At 48.0% G+C, this 25,446-nt stretch carries 20 protein-coding genes; all 20 read right to left on the bottom strand.

The features are described 5' to 3' along the window. Positions 1 to 28: 28 nt before the first annotated feature. Entirely contained in the window at positions 29 to 622 is a 594-nt protein-coding gene (locus DG046_RS02880; protein WP_019133556.1) for a TetR/AcrR family transcriptional regulator, read from the bottom strand. Positions 623 to 891: 269 nt separating this feature from the next. Further along, complete coding sequence (locus DG046_RS02875; RefSeq protein ID WP_234411449.1) at positions 892 to 1,434, bottom strand: type I restriction-modification system subunit M N-terminal domain-containing protein; 543 nt, start codon at positions 1,432 to 1,434, stop codon at positions 892 to 894. 472 nt (positions 1,435 to 1,906) lie between these two features. Further along, positions 1,907 to 4,627 carry a cation-translocating P-type ATPase gene (locus DG046_RS02870; protein WP_108831083.1) on the bottom strand — a complete coding sequence of 907 codons (2,721 nt, stop codon included), beginning with the start codon at positions 4,625 to 4,627 and terminating at the stop codon, positions 1,907 to 1,909. A gap of 337 nt (positions 4,628 to 4,964) precedes the next feature. After that, positions 4,965 to 5,654 (bottom strand): hypothetical protein, encoded by a 690-nt coding sequence (locus DG046_RS02865; RefSeq protein WP_108831082.1) that lies wholly within the window; start codon positions 5,652 to 5,654, stop codon positions 4,965 to 4,967. Positions 5,655 to 5,824: 170 nt separating this feature from the next. After that, positions 5,825 to 7,114 (bottom strand): serine--tRNA ligase, encoded by a 1,290-nt coding sequence (serS, locus tag DG046_RS02860; RefSeq protein WP_108831081.1) that lies wholly within the window; start codon positions 7,112 to 7,114, stop codon positions 5,825 to 5,827. A 300-nt stretch (positions 7,115 to 7,414) separates the two neighbouring features. Then, positions 7,415 to 7,582 (bottom strand): DUF362 domain-containing protein, encoded by a 168-nt coding sequence (locus DG046_RS02855; RefSeq protein ID WP_108831080.1) that lies wholly within the window; start codon positions 7,580 to 7,582, stop codon positions 7,415 to 7,417. Between the two features lie 228 nt (positions 7,583 to 7,810). Next, positions 7,811 to 7,960 carry a FeoB-associated Cys-rich membrane protein gene (locus DG046_RS02850; protein ID WP_108831079.1) on the bottom strand — a complete coding sequence of 50 codons (150 nt, stop codon included), beginning with the start codon at positions 7,958 to 7,960 and terminating at the stop codon, positions 7,811 to 7,813. A 9-nt stretch (positions 7,961 to 7,969) separates the two neighbouring features. Further along, the gene (feoB, locus tag DG046_RS02845) at positions 7,970 to 10,075 is read right to left on the bottom strand and encodes a ferrous iron transport protein B (RefSeq protein WP_108831078.1); all 2,106 of its coding nucleotides are present in this window, start codon (positions 10,073 to 10,075) and stop codon (positions 7,970 to 7,972) included. Continuing rightward, the gene (locus DG046_RS02840; protein ID WP_108831077.1) at positions 10,072 to 10,320 is read right to left on the bottom strand and encodes a FeoA family protein; all 249 of its coding nucleotides are present in this window, start codon (positions 10,318 to 10,320) and stop codon (positions 10,072 to 10,074) included. Before DG046_RS02840 ends, feoB begins: the two co-directional genes overlap by 4 nt. Positions 10,321 to 10,328: 8 nt before the next feature. Then, positions 10,329 to 10,553, bottom strand: a complete 225-nt coding sequence (locus DG046_RS02835; protein WP_108831076.1) for a FeoA family protein — start codon at positions 10,551 to 10,553, stop codon at positions 10,329 to 10,331. 297 nt (positions 10,554 to 10,850) lie between these two features. After that, a complete protein-coding gene (locus DG046_RS02830) occupies positions 10,851 to 11,633 on the bottom strand; it encodes a copper amine oxidase N-terminal domain-containing protein (protein WP_108831075.1) in 783 nt (260 codons plus the stop codon). A gap of 205 nt (positions 11,634 to 11,838) precedes the next feature. After that, a complete protein-coding gene (locus tag DG046_RS02825) occupies positions 11,839 to 12,657 on the bottom strand; it encodes an undecaprenyl-diphosphate phosphatase (RefSeq protein WP_108831074.1) in 819 nt (272 codons plus the stop codon). Between the two features lie 11 nt (positions 12,658 to 12,668). Beyond that, entirely contained in the window at positions 12,669 to 13,997 is a 1,329-nt protein-coding gene (gene dnaB, locus DG046_RS02820) for a replicative DNA helicase (protein WP_108831073.1), read from the bottom strand. Continuing rightward, complete coding sequence (gene rplI / locus DG046_RS02815) at positions 13,997 to 14,443, bottom strand: 50S ribosomal protein L9 (RefSeq protein ID WP_108831072.1); 447 nt, start codon at positions 14,441 to 14,443, stop codon at positions 13,997 to 13,999. The genes dnaB and rplI overlap by 1 nt, the downstream gene beginning before the upstream one ends. Beyond that, a complete protein-coding gene (locus tag DG046_RS02810) occupies positions 14,440 to 16,440 on the bottom strand; it encodes a DHH family phosphoesterase (protein ID WP_108831071.1) in 2,001 nt (666 codons plus the stop codon). Before DG046_RS02810 ends, rplI begins: the two co-directional genes overlap by 4 nt. 3 nt (positions 16,441 to 16,443) lie before the next feature. Continuing rightward, the gene (locus tag DG046_RS02805; protein WP_108831070.1) at positions 16,444 to 17,364 is read right to left on the bottom strand and encodes a DUF2232 domain-containing protein; all 921 of its coding nucleotides are present in this window, start codon (positions 17,362 to 17,364) and stop codon (positions 16,444 to 16,446) included. Between the two features lie 143 nt (positions 17,365 to 17,507). Further along, entirely contained in the window at positions 17,508 to 24,062 is a 6,555-nt protein-coding gene (locus DG046_RS02800) for an S-layer homology domain-containing protein (protein WP_108831069.1), read from the bottom strand. A gap of 322 nt (positions 24,063 to 24,384) precedes the next feature. After that, positions 24,385 to 24,609 carry a 30S ribosomal protein S18 gene (gene rpsR, locus DG046_RS02795; protein WP_108831068.1) on the bottom strand — a complete coding sequence of 75 codons (225 nt, stop codon included), beginning with the start codon at positions 24,607 to 24,609 and terminating at the stop codon, positions 24,385 to 24,387. 21 nt (positions 24,610 to 24,630) lie between these two features. Next, on the bottom strand, positions 24,631 to 25,125 hold the full coding sequence (locus DG046_RS02790) for a single-stranded DNA-binding protein (RefSeq protein WP_108831067.1): 495 nt from the start codon (positions 25,123 to 25,125) through the stop codon (positions 24,631 to 24,633). Between the two features lie 20 nt (positions 25,126 to 25,145). Then, positions 25,146 to 25,439 (bottom strand): 30S ribosomal protein S6, encoded by a 294-nt coding sequence (gene rpsF / locus DG046_RS02785; protein ID WP_417878203.1) that lies wholly within the window; start codon positions 25,437 to 25,439, stop codon positions 25,146 to 25,148. Positions 25,440 to 25,446 lie beyond the last annotated feature (7 nt).

Here is a 25,446-nt window from a genome sequence, read left to right as displayed (position 1 = left end):
GAAGATTTTAGAGTCCGGAAACTTCCGCTTACTGAGAAGTCGAACGAGTAAAATAACCTTCAAGCATGGATACCAAGTGCTGTCTGTTCTTTAGAAAATTTTCACGCGTATCTAAAATTTCACAGGATAACAAGCTTGCATTGATGAGATTCGTTACAAATTCATAGTCATCATCAGTAAGCAATCCGCAGTCGTACCCATTCATAAAATGCTTAAAGTAAGTAATCGAATCCCTCTTGAGTTTTTCATATAATGCGTTAAGCTGTTCATTTTTCTTAATCTCACCAAGAAACATGACATAGATAGGCGTAAAAGGATTATTCGCCAACATTTTATCGACGACAACTTCAGCCAAGATATGTGGTGTAAGCTTGTTCCCCATATGTTGAACCGTGTTTGTTACCGTCGCTTCACGCATCCTGCTTCCTCTGTCCATAATGTCGTAGAGGATTTCTGCCGTATTTTTGTAGTAGTAGTATAATCCGCCGGCTGATAAACCGGATTTTTCACGAACATCATCCATCGTCGTATTGTTAAAGCCCTTAGAAGAAAAGAGTGCCATAGCAGCCTTTTGAATGTCTTCTTTACGCATTTCCGGATCTAATCGTTCTCTGACCATCATTTTCCTCTCCTTGACCATCATTTTCCTCTCCTTACCGAGATTAATCTCGGTAAGGAGAAATTACCATAGACTAACTTATTTGTCAAGAATTTTATGCGGTAATGGCAATTCACCTAATGTTGCATAAAAAAAGAACCCTGCTAGACAGAACAAGATTCTTGTAACGCGTAATGCTTCTTAGTTTAATTTTAGGATGAACATCGCTGTGAGCTTTTTGATTTTCGTACCACATACTAAATTTTCGTACCCCTTAGTATTAGGTTCGTACCCTAAGCGGCGATGCCGTTAAAATGTATCAAATATGGTGTTTTGTTCTCATATACAACTCCGTCATATGGTTCGATTAGCTCAGTCAATAGTCTTACACCGCTTGAAGGTGTATAAAATTCACCGTCTTCCTTTGTTCCTGATGCTGCATATATTTGTAAAAAATATTCGTAGACTCTTCCGATCAAATCTTCTTCATGGAATCTATCTCCATTTATCTTATTTATCTCATCGATTAGACTTTTAATTTTACTTGCCGGAGCTCCTAAATTAGCGTACAAATTTTGAGGCAAAGTTCCTTTTAGGGAAGGATTGTCCTCCTCTATGTCTTTCATTGCTGTATCTATTTTTATTGCTATATCATCTGCCGATGCATTTTTAACTATGTAACTCCATCTGGATGTTTCATTTAGATAATAAACATTGTCAGCATGATAAGTGGCCGGCATCTCTCTTAGCATGAATAAATCAGGATGTTCTTCTTCAATTTGTTTTCTTCTTGTTTCAAACTTATCTCCTGCAAACTTTAAGAAAACTAATCCTATTACAGCGTCTCTATTTTTTCAGTACTTCCATATCCTCTTAATGATACTCTGCAATTCCATAGAACTGATTCTAAGGACAATTCCTCAGTTTTATCTTTATTTTTTGCCATTTCACATCTCCTTTAATTAATTACCCTGTACTCGATATTCCAAAATCTCCAGTACATCGCATTTAAACTACCTGCAAATTTTGCCCGGTACTTCTATGCCTATACTCTCATCCCATCCTACTTTGTCATGACATGTAGAGTTATATTTATAGCATTTTGTAGGTCCGGTTTATTCATTTTTCATCTTTTGTTTTTTCCATAATCTATCATTGGAAAGACATCATCCATCTCAGGTGATTCTTCTACTATGTACAGTCCTCCAAAAGCATTATACCAAATTTTATAACTCTATCTTTGCAAGATGAAAGAAGGTTTTGAGTTCGGGAGATAAGCATTAAAAAAACCGCCCGAAGGCGGCTTTCTTATTTATCTTCCATATCCACAGGGTGGGTTTGTTTGAAGCGAATCATTTTTTGGATTTCGCCGATGACCAAGGGGATCAGGGCGGAGATGAGAACGATGGCCCAGTCCACCATGTTCAGGTCCGTCATGTGGAAGAGCTCTTCCAAGAAGGGAACGTAGAGAACCACGAGGACCAGAGCCAAGGACAGGAGCACGGCTTGGTTCAGGCGCTTGTTGGTGAAGAAACCCATTTTAAAGAGGGTATCGTCGATGCTTCTCGAGGAGAAGGAGCGGAACAGTTCGCTGAAGACCAAGGTGGAGAAGGCCATGGTGCGTGAATAGACGAGGCCGTCGCCGTCCATGCCATGGGTGGTGAGGGCGTAGTAGTACACGCCAAGGGTTGCCGCCGTAATGGCGAGGGACTGGATGATGATGGTGATGGTAATGTTTCTGTCCAAAATCGGTTCTTTCGGATCACGCGGCGGTTCGTACATGGTTTCTTCTTCGCCTTTTTCCACCCCAAGGGCCAGTGCCGGGAAGGAGTCGGTGACTAAGTTCAGCCACAAAAGCTGAATGGGCAAGAAGGGCGTGGGCAGGTTCATGATGATGGAGAGGAAGACCACGAGGACTTCGCCGATGTTGCAGCTTAAGAGGAAGGTGACGAATTTTTTAATATTGGCGTAGATGATTCGCCCTTCCTCTACGGCGTTGACGATGGTGGCGAAGTTGTCGTCGGTTAAGATGACATCCGCCGTATTTTTCGCCACGTCGGTGCCGGTAATGCCCATGGCGATGCCGATGTCGGCTTTTTTAATGGCCGGGGCGTCGTTGACGCCGTCGCCGGTCATGGCGGCGATTTCTCCGTTTTCTTTAAGAGCCGTGACGATTTGTACTTTGTTTTCAGGGGATACGCGGGCAAAGACGCGGGTGGTCTTTACGATTTCGCGAATTTCTTCCGGGGTCTTGTCGTTTAGCTCTTCCCCCATCATGGCCTTATCTCCTTCACGCAAAATGCCCAGCTCTTCGGCAATGGCTTTGGCGGTCAGGAGGTAGTCGCCGGTAATCATCACGGGAACGATTCCGGCGTTTCGGCATTCTTTAATGGCGGCCTTCACTTCCGGACGCGCCGGATCGATCATGCCGGTAAGGCCCACAAAGACCATGTCTTTTTCGTTTTCTTCCGTGGAGGGATCCGCGGGCATGGCGTCGTAGTTTCTAAAGGCAAAGGCCAGAACGCGCAGGGCTTCTTGGGCAAAGGCGTTGTTTTGCTCCAAGATCGCCTTTCGGTCGGCTTCGGTGAGCTCCACGATCTCTCCGTCTTTAAACAGATACTTACAGTTTTTCAAGACCACGTCCGGCGCGCCCTTGGTAAAGGAGGACACTTTGTTGTCGAAGAAATTTTCGTGGAAGGTGGACATCATCTTCCGGTCGGAATCGAAGGGGATTTCGCCGATGCGGGGAAATTCTTCTTCCAGGGCTTCTTCCTTCACGCCGAGCTTGCCCGCCAGGGTAATGAGTGCCCCTTCCGTGGGATCGCCTAAAATGCTGTACGTTCCGTTTTCTTCGATTAAGTCCGCATCGTTGGTCAAGGTGGCGATGGAAGAGAGGGTTTTTAATCCCTTGACATCATCCACGGAGAGTTTGGCACCCTCATAGGACAACTCCCCTTCCGGCGCGTAGCCCGTACCGGAAACGTCCATGACTTTACCGTCCAAATAAACTTTCGTGACGGTCATTTCGTTTTGAGTCAGCGTACCCGTCTTGTCCGAGCAAATATAGGTAATGGTCCCCAAGGTTTCCACGGCCAGAAGCCGCTTCACAATGGCGTGGCGCTTGGCCATATTGCCCATGCCCATGGAAAGGACGATGGTGACGATGGCGGGGAGCCCTTCGGGGATGGCGGCGACGGCCAAGGATACCGACGTCATAAACATGCGCAGGGTGTCGTGGCCGTAGAGTTTGCCCACGATAAAGACCACGGCACAGACGGCGACGACCAAAAGCCCCAAGGTCTTGGAAAGGCCCGCCAGCTTCTTTTGCAGGGGCGTCTGTTCCTCTTCCATGGTGGAGAGGGTGGTGGCGATTTTACCGATCTCCGTGTCTTCTCCCGTGGCGGTGACGATGCCCTTGCCCCGTCCGTAGGTGACGATGGAGGCGGAGTAGGCGTAGTTTTCTCTATCGCCGATGCCCGCATCTTCTTCCACGGTGACCGTGGCATCTTTTTCAACGGAGACGGACTCCCCGGTGAGGGAGGATTCGTCGATTTTTAAATTGGTGCTTTCAATCAGGCGCATGTCCGCCGGCACGATGTCGCCGGTTTCCAATACGACCAAATCCCCGGGCACGACGCGCACGGAGTCGATTTCCACGGGGCGCCCGCCGCGGATCACCTTCACCGTGGGAGAGCTCATTTTCTTTAAGGCGGCAATGGCTTCTTCCGCCTTGCCTTCCTGCACGATGCTCAACACGGCGTTCACGATGACGATGGCGAGAATAATGACGGAGTCCACCATTTCGCCCACGGCGCCGGAGATAATCGCGGCGATTAAAAGTATGATGATCATGGGATCTAGGAATTGTTCCGCCAGTTTTTTAGCGAAAGACTTGCCTTCCTCTTCCTGCAATTCATTGGTCCCGTATTTGCCCAGACGCTTTTCGGCATCTTCCGGGGCGAGCCCCTTCTTGTCGTCGGCCGACAGTTCGTCGAGAACCTCTCGGGCACTCATTTTGTACCAATCCATAAAAACCTCCTCTTATAAAAAAAGACTCCTGTCCCACGGACAAAAGTCTCACAGCCTGTATAGGATCCTTGGCCGGGCGTACGCCGGATTGACGACCAAGAATAATTGTTACTCCCCTTTGCTTCGAAGAGTAGTATACCAAATTGAGATGGGTAAGGTCAATGAAAATCACTGAAATAAAGTCGACCGCCGTGTCCACGACTCCCTTCACGCCGACTTCAAGTTGTCGGAGGCAACGTCATCATAACGGAAAAAACATCGTGGAGGCATCTCTAGGCTAGAAGCAAAAACTTCTTTGTCTCCCGTAGCATTGCGGATCTTCAATAGTCCAAATGCTTTAATCGTTATCGTTATTTATTCTATCAACAGCCGTTTGAATATTTTTTAAATTATAGGCAGGCACTGTGTCAGATGATTCGTCAGCGTTCTCAGGCGATACTTCACTCTCGTCCTCTCCTAATAGTCTATCCATTAATTCGTTTAATTTAATGCCCGCCTCGACATTGTAATGTTCTTCACACAAGTACAAGCCTTCCGCTGTCGCTAACTTCTCTAGCGTATCAAGAAACTCTCTAGACTCGGTGAAGATATAAATTGACTTCAAAGAGTTTATCTCTATGACAGAATCATAGTCCCAAAAGTAAAACCTCGTGCAGAAAAACTCACCACAAGGCTCGATGTTTCGAATTAAAAATGCTAAATGCTCAATCTCCATGTCGTCAATATAGACATAATCGTAGTCTTCCATTCTAGGATCGATTTTGTCAGGATAAAGCGTCATATCTTCGATTAAGCACTCATGTGTCAAACATAATTGTAAAAATATTCGAAGAACCTTTTCACGATGGGCGTCTAGGTAATTGCTAAAATAGAAATCTTCCAGCTCAAATCGTCTATTTATTCCCTCAATTTTATAAAAAGGATCTAACTTGTACCAGATACTTCGATCAACAATTCTATCAATTTCAGTTAAGATCAAGTCTTTATCTTCTAAAGAATATTCATAGTCAATTTCTTTATGGCCCATTTTTTCCCCCTCAAGATGATTTTATTGAATTCTATCACATCCTTCGGAGGAGAGTATTTCAACACCATTGCATTTTTATTAAAACAATCTTTCATACATAAAAAGACCCCGAATCAACGGGGCCTTTTCGCAACGAGAAAGGGGCTCTAATCCTTTCCTGCAGTTTTTAATCAGTCTATCTTTTCGATTTTTTCCTTGAAGCCCATGTAGGGACGCAGCACTTCCGGAATAAAGATGGATCCGTCTTCTTGGTAGTGGTTTTCCAAGAAGGCGATGAGCATTCTCGGCGGTGCGACGACGGTGTTGTTCAGCGTGTGGGCCAGGTAGAGCTTGCCGTCTTCTCCGCGGATGCGGATGTTTAAGCGGCGGGCTTGGGCGTCGCCTAAATTGGAGCAGCTGCCCACTTCAAAGTATTTTTGTTGACGGGGCGACCAGGCTTCCACGTCGCAGCTCTTGACCTTCAGGTCGGCCAAGTCGCCGGAGCAGCATTCCAGGGTACGCACGGGAATATCCATGGTGCGGAAAAATTCCACGGTGTTTTGCCAGAGTTCGTTGTAGAAATCTTTGCTGTCTTCGGGCTTGCAGATGATGATCATTTCTTGCTTTTCGAATTGGTGAATCCGGTAGACGCCGCGCTCTTCGATGCCGTGGGCGCCCACTTCTTTTCTGAAGCAGGGAGAATAGCTGGTGAGCTTGTGGGGCAAGGTGGCTTCTTCCGTAATTGAGTCGATGTACTTGCCAATCATGGAGTGTTCGCTGGTGCCGATAAGGTACAGATCTTCGCCTTCGATTTTGTACATCATGTTTTCCATTTCGGCGAAGCTCATGACGCCGCTGACCACGTCGCCGCGAATCATGAAAGGCGGAATGTGGTAGATATAGCCTTTGTCGATCATAAAGTCCCGGGCGTAGGATAAAATGGCGGAGTGCAGACGGGCGATGTCGCCGCGCAGGTAGTAGAAGCCGCTGCCCGAGGTTTTTCTCGAGCTGTCCAAGTCGATGCCCGACACGGATTCCATAATGTCCACGTGGTAGGGCACGTCGTAATCGGGAACCACGGGCTCGCCGAAACGTTCCAACTCCACATTTTCCGTGTCGTCCTTGCCGATGGGCACAGTGTCGTCGATGATTTGGGGAATGACCAGCATGATTTCGCGAATGCGTTCGGATTTTTTGCCTTCTTCCAGCTCCAATTCTTCGATGCGGTCGTTAATGGCCTTGACTTCGGCCTTTACTTTTTCCGCTTCGTCTTTTTTGCCGTCTTTCATCAGGCCGCCGATGGATTTCGACAGAGCGTTGCGCTTGGCGCGCAGCTCGTCGCCTTCGGTTTTGGCTGCCCGATTGGCGACATCCAGCTCGAGGACTTCGTCGACGAGGGGAAGTTTGTCTTCTTGGAATTTCTTTTTAATATTTTCTTTTACCAAGTCGGGGTTTTCACGAATCATACGAATGTCTAACATAATTACCTCCATTAAAAAAGCCGCCTCATCCCCTATGGGACGAGACGGACCCGCGTTGCCACCCAAATTAACCGTTTCCGGTTCACTTCATTGCCGGGCTCAAAGGCGGATTCAAAGATTGCTCCCGCCTGCTCGCACCAACCGCAGGCTCTCTTTCGGGTTACATCTTCTACTGCTCCTCATCGTCGCCCTATATCGTTGATGGTAGTATATCACAGCTGTGGGAAAAAAGGTAGTTCACAAATTTTTCCATTAAAAAAAGACGTCCTTGCGGAGAACGTCTTTTTTTAGATCCGATTTTTATTCGGGTTGTGCAGCGCCGGTGGGGCATACAGCTGCGCAGGAACCGCAGTCGATGCAAGCATTTTCGTCGATGGAGTAAACGCCACCTTCGGAGATGCAGTCAACGGGACATTCGGGTTTGCAAGCGCCACAAGCGATGCATGCGTCAGTAATTTTATGTGCCATAAGTAAACCTCCTAGATTCTGTCAGGTATGTGCAGCGTGCTAATACCTAAACACATTATGTTTTCTTTCTGAAGTCATTATATCATTATCACAGAGGATTTCAAGGCCTAATTGAAAAAAATACAATCTTTTCCGACGATTTTTCACATATCATAGTAAATCAGTTTGAATTTTGCAGTGTAAAGGGAAGAAAAAAGGATGCCGAAGCATCCTTTTTATCATTTACTATTAGTGGCTGTGATCGTGTTCATGATCACAACTTGCCGTCCCACATTGGGAGCAGCCGCAGCATCCGCCTTCTTCATGGGACTTGCGCATGGAGCGGACAGCGCCGAAGATGGCCAAGCAGACGACAACCAGTACAATAATCGTACCCATAATACCTCCTTAGTTTAATTGTTCGTGACCGATGGGTACGTCCTTGACGCGAGGTTTTCTTACGATGGCCCAAATCATCGCTGCCAGAAGGACGAAGGCCACGCCGGTCCATACAGTGAAGGATCCGCCGGCGATGAGTTGTCCGATTTGGAAGACGATGAGGGCGATGGCGTAAGCGAAGCCCGTTTGATAAATCAGGGCGAAGGCGGTCCAGAATTTCGATTGCATTTCCTCGCGAATGGCACCGATGGCGGCGAAGCAAGGAACGTTTAATTGGTTAAAGAGCATAAATGCCAATGCGCCGAGGAAGGTAAATTGTGTGGCGACGAAGGCGTTTAAGCCGGCGCCTTCGGCGACGCCGTTGATGATGCCGTAGGTAGAGACCACGGCTTCTTTGGCTACGAGGCCGGTGATGCTGGCCACGGTAGCTTGCCAATTGCCGAATCCCAAGGGAACGAAGATGGGTGCAATGACTTTACCCAGTGCAGCGAGAATGCTGTCGTGGTTTTCTGCAAATTCCACGAATTCACCGTGAACGGAAATGTTTTGCAAGAACCAGATGACGACGCTGGCTACGAGAATAATGGTCCCGGCCTTTTTAACGAAGGCTTTGCAGCGGTTCCATACGCTCTTAAATACATTTTCCGCCGAGGGAATGTGGTATTCCGGAAGTTCCATAACGAAAGGTGCCGGATCCCCTTGGAAGATCGAGGTTTTCTTCAGCATTAAGCCGGAGAGAATAACGGCTATGATGCCGGAGAAGTAGGCGATGGGCAAGAAGTACCAGAAGCCGAAAGAGGCGACGAAGAGGCCGATGAGGTTCACTTTCGCCCCGCAAGGCATGAAGCTTGCGACGACGACGGTCATGCGGCGGTCGTTTTCGTTTTCAATGGTACGGGTGGCCATGACGCCTGGAACGGAGCAGCCGGTCCCGATAAGGATCGGAATGAAACTCTTGCCGGAAAGGCCGAATTTTCTAAAGATTCTGTCTAAGATAAAAGCGATACGGGACATGTAGCCCACATCTTCCATAATTGCCAGGAAGAAATACAGGGTGGCGATCAAGGGCAAGAAGCCTAAGACGGCGCTGACCCCGGCAACGATCCCGTCCATAACGAGGGATTCAAGCCACGGTGCCGTATCCATTGAGGAAATCACATTGTTGATGGCGTCGGCAACATAGGTGCCCAGCAAGGTGTCGTTGACCCAGTCGGTAACGGGGCCGCCGACAAGTCTGGCACTGATGTAATAGATACCGGTCATAATGAGAACGAAGATGGGCAGGGCCAAGACGCGGTTGGTGACCACGGCGTCGATTTTGTCGCTGGTGCTCATGCCCCGCTTACCTTGCTTGTAATTTCCTTGGACAATGCCGGCAATGGCATTGTAGCGCATTTCCGTCATAATGCCTTCGCCGTCGTCTTCGTAATACTCTTCCAGCTCCGAAATCACGCCGGCAATCTTCTTTTCTTCATCGGCGCTCAGATTCAATTCGAGCTTTTGGTCGCCTTCGATGAGCTTCAACGCATAGAAGCGTTTTGCCTTCATGGCGGCGACGGAAGGAGCGATGTCGTAAATGGCCTTCGCCGCTTCTTCCAAATGATCGTCGTAGTAGACGTGGTTTTCGGCGGCCTCGGCGTGAACTTTTTTCGCCATTTCCATTAAGCCGTCGAGATTTTCCTTCTTTAAGGCGGAAATTTCTACCACCGGCGCACCCAGTGCCTCCTCGAGGCCCGAGCGATCGATGACATCGCCTTTGTTGCGAACCACGTCCATGCGGTTCACGGCGACGACCACGGGGATGTCCAGATCCAACAATTGGGTGGTTAAGTACAGGTTTCGCTCTAAATTTACCCCGTCGATAATATTAATGATGACTTCCGGTTTTTCGTTTAATAAATACTTCCGGCTGACCACTTCTTCCAGTGTGTAAGGGCTCAGACTGTAAATACCGGGAAGGTCCGTAATGGTAACGCTCGTGTCTTTTTTGTACTGCCCTTCTTTTTTTTCGACGGTAACGCCCGGCCAGTTCCCGACAAATTGGTGGGAGCCGGTCAAGGCATTAAACAAGGTCGTCTTCCCGCTGTTCGGGTTGCCCGCTAATGCAATTCTCACGCCTCTTCCTCCTTCGGTCCTTGAGTTTCTTCAACTTCAACAAGCTCCGCATCAGCCTTTCTCAGGCTCAATTCGTAACCGCGGACGGTCAATTGAATGGGATCGCCCAATGGCGCAAATTTTCTTACGAACAACACGGTGTTTTTCGTAATGCCCATGTCCATAATGCGGCGCTTCAAGGGGCCCTGCCCGTTGATTTTCTTCACTACGTAGTACTTGTCTACCGACGCTTCATTTAAATTCATCCTACACCTCACACTGTCACTCGAATACATTCAGCCAAATCTTTGCCCAAGCCGACGCGCACGCCCTTGATGACGACGATCACCGAGCCCTGCACGTCCGACACGACGCGGCAATTGGCGCCTTCCACAAAGCCCATGTTCTGCAAATGGGTAATTTGGCTCTTGTCCAATTTTTGATCACGCACCCTCAGCACCTTCAGGTCCACGTTTTTCGGCGCAACGATTAAATTCATATGTATCTCCTTATAATAACGGTTATCAGTCAAGAACCAAAAGAAAAAGGCACTTGCCCTCCAATGAAAATTTATCTCATTAATGAAATTATAACACCCGGCCCCTTTCTTTTCAAGAGAATAAGAAATATTCTCAATGGAAATTTCCGCTAAAACGGCGGCACAAAAGCCCTTTCGCCGCAGAATCTGCTTTCCTCCTTTTTCTATACTGCTGCCTCTGTACGCTTCGATTTCATCCTCTTTTTTCACTTATCATTTTAAAACGAAAGAAGCCCGGCATCTGCCGGACTCCTAAATTTAATCATCTTTTCTTTCTATGGACCTTACACTTGCGAGCATTCCTTCGATGGCTTCATCGATGGCCCGGCTATATTGTCTGTCTTTTGCAAACTCGGCAAATACATAGTTTCCATTTCGATAATCCAATAGTCGGTCGCCGACACTCTCCAATGGCTCTGAAGTCTTTTTTATCGTAAACAACGTCGCCGGTGTCTCTGAATACTGACCCATAAATTCCTTCCAAGAAACAATGTACTGTCCGTGGAAATCCACCATATCAAATGCTTCGGGTACGATCGCTTTCAAACCCACTTTGCTCAGTTCGGTATAGGAGTCTTTCGACTCCTCTTCTCCCCTATTTCCGGCAATGATGACGACGCGGTTCTTACCGTCCCATTCAACTTTTGCCCCGAAAGCCTCTTGCACAAAACGCGCAGGAACATAGATCCGGTTCTTTTCAGCAAAGGGCGCCGTATCCATGGTTTTTGTTTTCCCTTGCACGCGGTAATTCTTCTCGCCAAGTTTCATGGTTACCTGTACCCCGTCTTTCTTAATAAGGACAGATTGTTTGTCCGAATCCACCGTTACAGAATAGGAAAGAGATTGCTCCAACTGCTCGAGAGGTAAAAAGGTTCGCCCCTTCCGAACCGGAGCTATTTCCTCGACGCCGTACTGGCTTGCGTTTTGATTAAACCCGTTAATATACACGGTAATCTCCTTCGGTCCCTGCGCATAAGATGAATAAGGCGCGAACATCAAACACAAGATCATAACTAAAGTGATTTTTCTTTTCTTTGCCATAGGATCTCCTCCTTTTTTAATTCAACGCTACATTACAACAATGTTCGGCGTCGACAACAGCGCTCAGTCCTTTCCTATTTATAAGATAGTATACATTATACTATGTTTTTTTCAAGGGCGTGTCATTCGCTCGTTTGCTATTTCAGTTATAGAAGTAAAGAGCCTATTCTCGCCAATAAAAAACACGCGGTTGACCCGCGCGCTTTTATAAGAATGTAAAGTACAGAAAGACGATGAGACCCAGAAGGATGCGATAGGTACCGAAGATTCTGAAGTCGCGCTTTCTGATGTAGTCCATGAATTTTTGAATGACCACCACGGCCACGACGAAGCTCACCACGGCACCCAGGGCGATTAAAAACCATTGGTAGGCGCTGAAGGCCAGCCCGTTTTTCACGATTTTCAATAAGGTGGCGCCGAACATGGTGGGAATGGCGAGGAAGAATGAAAATTCCGCCGCCGCCCCGCGGCTCGCGCCGAGAAGCAGGGCCCCTAAAATGGTGGCGGCGCTTCGGCTCGTGCCGGGCACCATGGCCAAGCATTGAAAGAGGCCGATGGCAAAGGCCATGGCGTAAGGAATGTTTTCTACTCTTCCCACTTTCGCCTTTACATGCTTCTTTTCGTTTCGATTTTCGATGACGAGAATGAAAATCCCGTAGATGAGCAGGGTGGCCGCAACTACTTGAGGCTTAAAGAGGTGTTCGTCGATAAAGTCGTCGAACAAAAAGCCCAACACCGCCGAAGGGATCACCCCGACGATAACCTTGAGCCACAGCACGAGGGTGTCTTTTTCCGCCACGACTTTTCCCTCTTCCCGCTGAAAGGGCCAAAGCTTTGAAAAGTACAGAACCACCACGGCCAAAATGGCGCCCAGCTGAATGCAGACGTCGAAGGCGTTTTGAAAGCTCTGCGGCTGAAGGCCGATAAATTCGTGGGCCAGAATCAAGTGGCCCGTGCTGGAGATGGGAAGAAATTCCGTCACCCCTTCCACGATCCCCAGTAAAATAACTTTTATTATATCCATAGTTCCTCCGATTATGCTTGCAGGTTCACAAATTTCGTGTATTCGCCCTTAAACAGGAGTTCCACCGTGCCCGTGGGGCCGTTTCGGTGCTTGGCGATAATCAGCTCGCCCAAACCCTGTTTTTCCGTGTCGGGATTGTAGTATTCGTCCCGATACAGGAACATGACGATGTCCGCATCCTGCTCGATGGCCCCGGATTCCCGAAGGTCCGATAAGATGGGCCGGTGATCGGCGCGCATTTCCGGCGCACGGGACAGCTGGGACAGGGCGATAACCGGCACGTCCAGTTCCTTGGCGATCCCCTTGAGTTGACGGGAGATGGCGGAGATTTCCTGTTGCCTGCTTTCGGCGCGGCCGCCCACTTCCATGAGCTGCAAATAGTCGATGACCACGAGATCCAATCCCTTTTCCGCCTTCAGTCGGCGGCATTTGGCCTTGACTTCGAGGGGGGTAATCCCCGCCGTGTCGTCGATGTAGATGGCCATTTCGTTCATATAGGTCATGGTCTCGATGACCTTGGACCATTCCTCCGTGGTTAAGTCCCCGGAAATAATTTTCATGAGATCCACGTGGCTCAACGACGATAAGATCCGCTGGGACAGTTGATTGCGGCTCATTTCCAAGGAGAACATGGCCACGGTGGCATTGGCCTTTAAGGCGGCGTTGGTGGCGATGTTGACCATAAGGGCGGTCTTTCCCATGGAGGGACGGGCGGCGAGAAGGACCAAGTCCGCCTTTTGCATGCCGGAGGTCTTTCGGTCCAAATCAATAAAGCCCGTGGTCAGGCCCGTGAGGCCGCCCTTGTTTTCCGAGCGCTTCTGCATCACTTCGAAGGTGGTGACCATGACATTTTCCATGTTCATGAGGCCGCCGCGCTGATTATCCTGGGTAATGTCGAAAATGGATTTCTCCGCCTTTTCGATAATGGCTCCGACCTCGTCGTCGTCCCGGTAGCTGTCCTCTACGATTTCGCTCCCCGCGCGGATCAAGGCCCGCAGAGTGGATTTTTCTTTAATGATGTTGGCGTAGGCTTCCGTATTGCTCACGGCGCCGGCGCCGGAGGTGAGCCTGCCTAAATAAGTATAGCCGCCGACGGCCTCCAGCTGCCCGTTTTTTTTCAGAAAATCGGACAGGGTGATCATGTCGGCGGGCTCATTTTTGTTGTAGAGGCGCAAAATCCCTTCGAAGATGGCCTTGTGGCTATCGTAATAAAAGTCCTCGGCGTGAATGATTTCCACCGCCGTGGTAATGGCGCTTTTGTCCAGAAGCATGGCGCCTAAAACCGACGCCTCGGCCTGTTCGTCGTAGGGCGGCATCCGCCCCTCTACCCTTTCGGCCATTATTCCGCGTCGATGACCACATCCACGTCGGCGGTAATGTCGCCGTGGAGTTTGACGGTGACTTTGTGTTTGCCTGTGGTCTTAATGTTTTCCGAGAGGACGATTTTTTTCTTGTCGATCTTCACGCCGAAAATCGCGTTCATGCGATCGGCGATGTCTTTTGCCGTAATGGCGCCGAAAAGCTTGCCGTTGGCGCCGCCCTTGGCCTTTAAGTCCACGACTTTCGATTCGAGCTCTTTCTTTCGGGCTTCGGCTTCTTCCACGCGGGCCGCTTCGTCGGCGGCTTCTTTCGCCTTCATTTCCTTCCAGTTTTTCATGTTTTCAGGCGTGGCTTCGATGGCGGCCTTGTTCGGCAAGAGGAAATTTCTCGCGTAACCGCTCTTGGCTTCTACCAAGTCTCCTTCTTTTCCTAATTTGTCCACGTTCTTTAATAAGATCACTTTCATTGTTCTTTCTCTCCTTTATCTTTTTCTAAATAATCGGCAATGGCGTCGGTTAATTGCTTTTCCACAGCGTCCATGTCATCGCTCTTTACTTGGGCACCGGCCATGTTTAAGTGGCCGCCGCCGCCTAATTGTTCCAAAATAAGCTGCACGCTGATGTCGCCGAAGCTTCGGGCGGAAATGTGGATCACTTCTTTCTTCTTCGTCAAGACGAAAGAAGCCTTAATGCCGTGAATTCCCAAGAGCTCGTCTGCCGCCTGGGCACTGACGAGCACGGAATTGGGCATGTCCTCTTCCAGCCTTGAAATAGCGATGTTGTCGAAGATGATCCGGGCATTGTGCACCACTTCCGCCCGAGAGACGATGGTATCGTAGTCGTCTTCGAAGAAGTAGCGTACCTGACTCATGTCGGCGCCGGCCCGCTTCAAGACCGATGCGGCCTCGAAGGTGCGCACGCCGGTTTTAAAGGTAAAGTTTTTCGTATCCACTACCACGCCGCTCATCAGGGCGTTGGCTTCGAAATTGGTAAGCTCCGTGTCGTCGTACATATAGGTGAGCATTTCCGTAATAAGCTCGCAGGTGGACGAGGCGTAGGGCTCCACATAGGAAAGCACGGGATCCGCCACAAACTCGCTGCCCCTGCGGTGATGGTCGATGACCACCACATTGGAGGTGCGCTCCAAAAGGGGCGGGTGTTCCGTAAAAGAAGGCTTGTGATTGTCCACGAGGATCACCAAATCCCCTTGGCGAATGGCCTCCTCGGCATATTCCCCGGAAACAATTCGCTTGAAGAGCTCCGGCTCTTCCCGCTTCATGACCTTGATCAAAACCTCGATGGAAGGATTCACATCGTCCAAAACGATGTAGCCCTCTTTGTTTTGATTGAGCACGGCGCGCATGACGCCCACGGCGGCGCCGATGGCATCCATGTCAGCGTTCTTGTGCCCCATGACGAAGACCCGATTGGACTTATCGATGAGTTGCCTGAGGGCGATGCCCAAGACACGGGCCTTCACCTTGTTTCGCTTTTCAACGGCTTTGGACTTGCCGCCGAAATAGGTGTAGGTTTCGTCATTTTTTAAGACCACTTGGTCTCCGCCCCGGCCCAAGGCCACGTCCAGGCAGGTGTCCGCCTCTTTGTAAGCTTCGATAAAGGACAGCCCCGGGCGGCTGACGCCGGCGGAAATGGTGACGCTTACCGTGTTTTCCACGTCGATTTCACGAATCTTGTCCAAAATGTCGAACTTCTGCTCTACAATGGGCAGAATGTCCACCTTCCGCAGGACCACCAGGTACATGTCCTCTTGAAATTTGCGCACCAAGGCGTTTTGAGAGCGGAAATATTCGTTAATGCGATGGTCGATTTCCGCGATTAACAGCGGCTTTTTCGATGTAGGCGCCCCATCCACCACTTCGTCGAAATTGTCCACTTCCACGACGAGCACCACGCCGCCTTCGTCTTCGTAAAGGCGTTCCATGTGCCGGTACTGACTGTGGTCCACGAAATAGAAAAGGGAAAGCACATCTTCCTTGCCGTTTTTCTGAAAATCCACCACGCTGTTGTAGGCCCGGTAGGGCTGCTCTTTGATCTCAACTTCCGTGCCATTTTCAACGGCCTTTAAGCCGGTCTCCTCGTCTGCCAAATCCTCGATGTATGCGGGCAGGGATTTTCCCTTTAAAATCTCCGCGTCGAAGAGCTCGCCGAAAAGGCTGTTGTGCCAGACGATGGTTCCCTCCCGATCCGTGACCACCAGAGGAAAGGGCATGGAAAAAATCGTGCGCTCCGTGATCTTTTCGAAATCCTTGTGCAAATTGTTGAATTGGTCGTTAACAATGCCATTGTATTTTTTCACGCTGCGGTAAGCATAGGAAGCCGTAAGCACCCAGGCAATGACGCCGATGGTTCCCAAAACCGGATTATAGGGAAAGACCGCCACCGTGAGAAAGGCGATGACAATTAAATAGAAGTAAAAGTTTTTCAGTGTAAATGACTCGTTCATGGCCTACGCTCCCTCTATGCTCCGCACGTCGATGAATTGATCGATAAGCCCCAGAGCCGCAAGGCCCATCTGACCCACAGGCACCACCAAGACAAAGAACATGATGAGCCCACGTAAAAACGGCGAAGGCACGAAGCGGAGCAGGTAAAAGTTTACGATGCTCATGCCCTGGCAGGCCAAGAGGCTCACCACGACCACCAGCCCGTTTAAAATATAGGGCTCGATGCCCAAAGCCATGAAGTAATTCATGGCCAAGGCCGTCCCCAAAAGGCCCACGGAAATCAAGACCGGCACCCGAGGCAGGTGCATAAGAAAGAAGGGACCCGGACAGATCACCTTTTCGCCGCCGATGCGCATGTTGCGCCCGCTGATGCGATAGGACAAATACACGACGACCAGGCCCGAAAGCAGGAAGAACGCGGGCAAAAGATCCATGGCCCGATTCATGGTCGTCTTAAAGGTCATGGCCAGGCGCGCCTGTTCCGCTTCCGTAAGAGAGGCCTTTTGCAGAATCTCTCCCTGAACGGCGCTGAAGTTTTTCATGAGCTCGCCGGATTCGATGGCCTGATAGGTTCCTGTGCGGTACATGATAAATCCCAAGCTCACGAGAAAAAGCAAGGTTCCCAAAGCCATGGTCGTGTCCACGGAACGATCCGTGCGCATACAGTAATCTAAAATTAAAATCAAGGGGCCCATCACCGTTAAGATGGTGAGACCCAACAGGGGATCCGTCAACAGGCCGATTAAGGCGCAGGCGCCGACGAAGACCCCGGAAATGGGAAGCACGCCCTGAAAGCGCATCTCCGATAAAAACATGGCCGGTATAAAGGCAAATAAAATAGGCACAAAGAGCCCGCCCATGACCAGCAAAACAGAATATAAAAGAAGCTTGAGCACGCGCAAGCCCTGAATTTTCCGATACAATCTATCACCTCATATCACGCTATTTTACCATATTTTCGCTAATTACGCCATTCGCGGCCATTCTCCTCTTTCGAACACAAAAATAGGCCTCAAGGCTCTCGAGCACTTGAAACCTATTTTTTTCGATTGGAGGTCTTTGAAGTCTATTTATTGTGATCCAAATTGTAGAGAACTTGTGCTACCTGGGCACGGGTAAATCCGGATTTCGGTCTAAACGAACCGTCTTCCATTCCTTTGACAATGCCCTTTTTCGCCATTGTACGAACAGACTCCTTCGCCCAAGGAGCAATGGTTCCGTCATCAGTAAAGACCTTGCTTTCTTTTTCGGAAAGCTGTTTGTTCGTTACTCGTAAGAACTTATCCATCATAACGGCCATTTCCTCGCGGGTGATGGGTCGCTTGGGAGCAAATTTACCATTGCCGACGCCTTGCACAATGCCGTTTTCCGCAGCCCAATTGACATGGGCTCCGTAGTAGCCTCCGCTAACGTCTTTAAATACATTCTTCGTAAACTTGCTTTGGTCAATACCCGCCATACGCCCCAAGACGGTGACGAAATCTGCACGGGTAATGGACCTCTCGGGAGCAAAGCGATTGCCACCTACGCCTTTAAAGTACCCTTTGCTGACAACATAGTTAATAGGCTCTTTTGCCCAGTGGTTTACAGTGTCGCTAAAGTTTGCTTCGGAAGTTTTCGGTGATTCCGCATTCTTTTGTCTCTTTTCCGGCATTTCTTTTTTCTTTTCGGGTTCCGTTTGTTTCCCTTCAGATTTCGACGGAACCGGAGAGAAGTGCCACCTGCCTCCGGAATGACCCGGCTTCACATCAGGTTTTGGCGTATCCGGCTTCACATCGGGCTTCGGCGTATCAGGTTTTTCGTCCGGTTTCGGCGTTTTCTTTTGCACTAAAGCCCCTTTTGCCTGTTGCAGCTTCGTAAGTGCCAGTTCCGCATCCTCTTTGGTGGCGGTGTTCTTTTCCGAAACAGCCTTTGCCTCTTTTAGTGCCGCTATAAAGTCACGCTTGCCCTTTTCTTCATATCGGCTTAAATCCAGCGCTTCACATTCGGCGATCAGTTGGTTCAGTGCCTTCTTGTCCACTTGAGGCGCAGGTTGTGCCGAGATTTTTCCGCCACCATCGACGACAAAGTCTGCCGATGCTTTCCCTGGCATTCCCTTTGCTCCAACGGTTACCGTTAACCTAAAGGTTTTATCTATCGCGTCAATCGCCACGGGAATATCGAACAGCACCGGTTTCTTTTCCACTTGACCGTTTACACTTACATCTTCCGTCTTTACAGGTGTCAAGATTTTACCCTTAAACGCCATTTCCGTAACATAAACGGTGGGCGATGCATCTTGCAGCTCTACTCTGAAAAATGCTTTGTCGCCCTTGACGATCAAGTGGGCGGGGTGTTTAAAGACCGTCCCCATCATGGCGTCGTCATCGCTGTTTGTCTTTTTCCAAGAAAACTCGACTTGGTAAACTGCTTCTTGATCGGCAGGCGCTTCCACTTGTTCCCAACGAGCGATTAACGTTTTGTTGCCGTCGACAGGTTTAGTAAAGTCGTATTTTTCATTGCCGTCGAACCAGCCTTTGAAAACATAGGTCGCATCGCCTTCCTTGACTTTTGAAGCGTTCTCTTCAAAACCGGCGGGAGCGGAAATCGCCATGCCTTTATCCACGGTAACGGAAGCAGGCGTCGTTCCCTTGTCGCTTATAAATGTAACCGTCACTTGTTCCTTCGGTGCTTGTTTTTCTACAAGGCCGTCTTTTGCCGCCTTCAAATTATTGAGAGCGTCGGCGACATTTTCCTTCGTCGCCTCATCATTATTGGCTACGGTTTTCGCTTCGTTTAATTTCTTCGCAAATTCATCCTTGCTTTCATCGGTATACTTGCTGAGATCCATCCCTTCACATTCGCGAATTAATTCAAGAAGCTTCGTCTTATCCGCTTTTTCCGGCGCTTCGGCTTCTTTTACCATGGCTTTCATGGCGGCGTCTAAATTTTTGGAAAGTGCTTCCACTTTATAACCGGCTTTAATGCCTTTTTCTTTTGCTTCCTCAATCCACTTTTTCGCATCCTTAATTTTAGCATCTAAATTATCTTTGCTGTCTTGCGTGTATTTGCCATTCATCATGGCGGAAGCTTCCTCGACTTTTGCCTCTAGGGCCGAGGTGTCGTAGCGTAGATTCTCGTCGATGGATTTTATGGCGTCGTAGGCCGCTTTAATTTCATCGTAGGTCTTGGCATCTCTTAATGCCTTTTCCCCTTGGGCAATAATACTTTCGTATTTTGCCAATGAATCCGCCGTGTACTTGCCTGTTTCGCCCTTAAATTCCTTGAGATTGGCCTTTAATTGTGTTAGATGCACGCGGTAAATTTCATCGGCAAATTTCACGGCGCTACCCGCTTTATCCAAGTCGCTGTAAACGTCTTTGACCTCTTGAATGGTCGCGTCCCCGTTTTTGATCACTGCATTTGCCTTTTCAAGATTTGTCTTTAGGCCGTTAATTAAATCTTGATTGACGCCCTGTGCGGCCTTCGCCAACATCTCATAAAGTTTGACGGCATCGATTAATTGCCCCTTGTCCACTTTGTAGGTGTTTTCGTTAAAGCCGTCGGTCGCCGATTGCCAATCGATGGCGATGCGCGCTTCCGGAGAGTGTTCTTGAGGTCCGAGGGATGTCTTGTAAGATACCTTAACGGGAACAAATTGTTGATTTTCCGCCACTTCGATTTTTACACGAGTCGGCGACTCATACTTATTGGAGCCCACAGTAACATCACGTTTTGCTAAGACTTGGGCTTTTTTCATTTCACCATTTACAGCATAGGAAAGATCCGTAATGGCACCGGTCACTTGATTGTCCTCACCTGCAGTCATGTCGACCCACTGCATTTCCAAATACCATTTGCCGTTCTCTTTGGTGAGCTTCCCTTGATTCCAAAGGGCACTGTTGGCCATGGATGGCTCATCTTTATTTTCTTTATACAGCTGAATGTTGACGGTCTTCGTCGCTTCAATCTGCACGTTCGGATCCGCTCGATCGGGTGAAGCTTGGAATTCTCCCACGGCGGCTTGTAAGGCCTTTAAAGCAGCATCGACTTTTTCTTGGCTGTCTGCCTTCAAGCCTTTTTCCGCCGTTTGAATTGCAATGGCCAGCTTTTCATTGACTTCTTCTTCTTTCTTCGTTGCATCTAAAAGCTTTTTCGCCTTGTCGATTTCAGCTTGTAAGGCTTCGGTTTTAAAGACATCGTTCGATGCATCGTAAGTTTTTACAGCGGCATTTAACTTTGCGACCGCTTCATCGATTTTATCTTGTTCTGTAAAGCCTTTTGCCTTTTCCGCTTCGGCGATAGCCGCACGCAACGTGTCCTTTGCCTCTTTCGACTTGTTCTTTTCCAGCGCCTTTTCAGCCCTTTCAATGGCCTCTTCTAAGGCCGCCTTACTTAAATCGCCGGCTTCTTTCAGTTTTAATGCCTTGATCCCGGCATCTACGCGATAAACCCAACTATCGTAAACCGACGTATCCAAATTGGTGCCGTTTTTCGTCGTGTCACTTGGATCTTTCTCATAAGTAGACTTCGGCGCCTTAATGTCGGCGAGGTAGGCTTTCGCCCCTTTCGAGTTGGAGTTACCCTTATAATCAATTTTCGGGCCGTCCGGATAAGGTTGATAGCTGATGTCCGGCTCTTTGTAGCCGTCGATTGTTTCTTTAAGTGCCTTGACGCCGGCATCTTGATATTTGCCCGATTGAATCTTTTCTTCCCCGTCTTTTATGAGCTTTTCCAAGGGTGCCGGATCTAAACGTAATCCGTCATAGAGAGAAGTAAGGGTTTGGGAATACGTACGAATATCCTCGCGGGAAATAGCGGCCGTGGTTTTTTCTTTTATTTCTTTCCATTCGTTTTCCGCCTTTTCCACCGTCGATTGGATGAAATGAGTGTCCGCCTTATACTTTTCAAGATTTTGCGATTCGCCGTCCACTGCATTTATAAAGCTGACCCAAGGCAAAATTGAAAGGGAGAGATCATCTAATTCTTTTATGCACGCTTTGATCTTTTCGGGATCTTTCGTATCCATTGTTTCTGCGCGGCCGAGTGCCTCTTTTATGGCGTCGTTAATTTTAACTTTCTTTGTAACAACTTTTTCTTCGGAGCCGCCGCGATCGACGTGGTCGAAGACGTCGATTTCTTCGGGAAGAATTTTAGAAACCATGCCGTGATTGGTTTTTAAATCACTGATGCGGTTTTGCAACGCCAGTTGCAATTCTTTTAATTCTTCTTTCGTCGTCTTCACTTTTCCGCCTTTTACGTGAAGGTAAATGGTGTCGCCGGTTTTTTGCGTTTGCTTGTCACTATGACCAATGACCACGTCGGTGTTAACTGCAATTTTCTCTTTGGAATCGATGTCATACTTTAAGACAAATGCCATGGGAACATCCGCTTTTTCAGCAGCTACTCCATCCACATCCGCCTTTTCGGATACTAAACCATATTCCACTTTCTTCGTAATATCCGCCGGTATATACGTTCCCTTCGGAGCGTAATTAATATTTTCAAGGAAAGACTTTACTTTCTTGCCGTCCATTTCAGGACTAGCGTAGAAAGTAAGGGTCTTTTGTACCGGATCATACGTCGCTTTTTCCGATACCAAGCTTTCCATATGGGTCTTGCCTACGCCGTTTTGGTTTTGGTACTCAACGGTAACATCATAAGGTTCTGTAGACGGCTTGTCTTCTTCGCCACCGATCAATTGTTGCTTGCTTGTATCCAGTACAAATTGGACGGAATTTTTGTCCTGTATACCCATCCGATTTCCATCATAGTATTTTATGTTCGTGTATACGCCAAGGCCGGTTCCCGGATCGACGAATGCAACTTCTTCCACGACCGGTTGGTCATCAATTGTTTCCGATGTTTTAAGTACGTTACCCGGTTTTACTGCAAAATTACCATCATAGTAATCGATACCTGCTACAAAGTTATCTCCATCTTTCTTAAAGGAGAAAATGTATTTCTTTTCCGAGGGAATATATTTTACAGGACCTGCCAAACACTTTTGGATTGCAGGATCTTTGCAAGTGGCGGGAATCGCATACATTGCTTTTCCCTGCCGGTCCGGCTCATCCTCTTTAATCTCAGGCGGTTGCACGCCGGGTTTCGCTTGCAGTTCATTGATCGCCCGCTCCAATGCCCTTATATGATCCTGTGTTTCATCTAAGCTCGGCGAATAGGTCGCATTATCTTTAATCCACTTTTTCGCTTGAATCTTTACTACATTAAACTTGGCAAAGGATTCTTCTTCATAATATTCCGCCTTGTACTTTTCCGCCTGATCTACAAGTTTTTGTAAGGCTTCCGTATTGTATTTTAGAATATTATTTTGGCTTGCAGTTTGCACCTCACTGATCTTGGAAACCAATTCCGGCACATCCATATCGCCTGCTTCTTGTTCCGTTTTCTCGAGATAGTTTCTAAAAGCTTCCAAGCTTTCCTTGGTATACTTTTTATCATTGTAAATGGTGCCCGAATCTAAATCGTCCATGGCTTCATAAATACGCTCATTTAAAATTTCAAGCAATGTAAATGTATTTTCGATTTCGTAAATCGGCTGAGCGATGTTTAAAGCTTCCGTCATCGACGGCGTCTCGGAATTGCGCAATTGGTTAAGCTTTTCAATGCTTTTCCGCACCGTTTTAATCCGTTCTTGATCCTTCGGCACATCGGCATCCAAATACTTACCGATTAAAATTTCACCGCGCTTAATCCAATATTTAATTCTCGTCTTCGTCTTTTTCTCGTAACGGCTGTAATTATCCGCTGATTTAGTCATGGTATTGTAGTCAATTTTAATACCGAAAGGCCCCGTTCGCTTTGTGGCACCTTGATTGTCCACATAACTCATGCTTTCGACGACGAGTTGCGAGCCGTCTAATTCAGCAGGAATGGGGATGGCGACTAAGTTCGTCTTCGTCGGATCTTGCGGGTAACCGGAGCCGAGGGAAACGCGAATTTCTTTTCCCGCTACGCTCTTCATTACCATACTATTGATTTTAGATACTTTGTTTTTATTGGCGACAAAAAGCACTTCCAGTTCATTGCCCCATTTGGTCACTTCCATTTCTTGGAAGAGATCCTTTGCATCCGCTTTTTCCGTACCTAAATCTTTGTAGATATTCGTTTGCCCGTCGCTGTCCACTAATTGAACGTCGACAAGCTTGTAATTGCCTTGATAGTCGCCGTCCTCTTTTAGTTTCGTGTCGCTATTTAAAGCATAGATTTGTAGAATCGTATCCAGTTCGCCGAGTAAACGTTGTGCTTTCGCTTCATCTAGGCTATTTATACTTCCTTTGGCCCGAGCCACCAAATTATAAATTTCGTACCAAGGTGTTTCGATGATTTGGTCCGGCGTTAAAATATAGGAATCCTTGCTGTAAAGCTTTCCCTTGCCTTCCACATCTTCGTAGTCGCCGAGATCGATGCCCGGCGTATAAGTAGAGTTGTGTTTCGGCGCCAAGTAATCGGTGCCTAACAAATGCTTTTGAATGGCAGGATTGGTTAAAATGGCATCCGCCTTTGATACAATCGCCTTCTTTGTTTCCTCTTTCGCCGGCGTAAAAGCGAAAATCGGTTGAGCTGAGCCCATGACCGTCAACAAAGCCATCGCCAAGCTTATTTTTTGTCTTCTCTTCATTCTATCCTCCTGTTAATTATGAATGATACCGAGGTATCGAACAAACTCCGATTCTCTTTATTTGATATCTAATATCATTTATAGAATATTCGATGGCTTTTTTCCGGTCAAGCTTTTTCTTTTAAAAATTTGCGTAATCTAGGGTTCTTTTTAATTCCATACTTCCCGTACAAACAGCTGATTTTCAATTTTTCATCCCGAAATAACTCCGGTTAACAATTGAAGGATGTTTTCTTTTTATCAAATGAAGATGCCTTGACGACTGAATTTTTTCAATAAAAAACTCCCGCCGAAGCGGGAGCTGTGTGTATTTAAAATGTGATTAGTCTGCGCTGTAAGGCAGAAGTGCCACTTGTCTGGCGCGCTTAATGGCCGTGGTAATCTTCCGTTGGTGTTTGGCGCAGGCGCCGGTCACGCGACGGGGAAGGATCTTCCCGCGGTCGGAAATAAAGCGCTTTAATGTTTGCGTATCTTTATAGTCGATTTGTTTTTCCTTATCTGCACAGTAAATGCAGACCTTTTTTCTGGAACGATATCTTCTTTGCATGTTCTCACCCCTTAACCTTGGTTAAAATGGGATATCATTGTTGTCGATCGGGTAATACCCTTCGTCGTCGGATTTCGGACCGAAGCCGGAAGGACTGCTCGCTTGAGCTTGATTGTTCGATTGATAAGCCATATTCGTCGGCGGCGCCATGTTTTGGCCACCTTGTGCATTGCCCGCTTCTTTCGCACTTTCGATAAAGTGGACGCGGTTGACGATGACGTCGGTGGTATAGACGCGTTCGCCGTTTTTTTCGTAGCTGCCCGTGGAAATTCGACCTTCCACGGCGATGCGATTGCCTTTGTGGAAGTAATTGCCTAAAAGTTCGGCTGTGGTTCCAAAGGCTTTAATGCCGATAAAATCGGCGGTGGGCCGGCCGGCCGCTTCCGCTTCCTGGCGCTTTTCGCGACTCATGCCGCGATCCACGGCGATGGTGGCAAAGGTGTTTGCCATGCCGTTTTGGCTGTAGCGAAGCTCCGGATCTCTCGTCAGTCTCCCGTAAAGTACAACTAAATTCACGATATCACCAATCCCGTTTCTTATTCATCTACGCGGACGACCATGTGACGCATGACCGTATCGGAAATACTTGCAATACGGCTGAATTCTTTGATTACGCCGGGTTCTGCATCGAATTCGACGAGCACATAGAATGCTTCTTTGTAATCTTCGATTTCATAGGCCAGCTTGCGCGTGCCCCATTCGTCTTCCGATTTAATGACGCCTGCATCAGCAATGATGCCTTTTAAACGTTCGTATTGTTTTACACGTCTTTCAGATTCGGCGTCGGGATAGAACATAAGGATTACTTCATAATTGTTCAAGTCTGTCACCTCCTTG

This window comes from Aedoeadaptatus coli (assembly GCF_900343085.1).
Lineage (GTDB): Bacteria > Bacillota > Clostridia > Tissierellales > Peptoniphilaceae > Aedoeadaptatus > Aedoeadaptatus coli.
Note: the sequence above shows the minus strand (reverse complement) of the source record. Positions and strands in the feature narration are given on the sequence as shown.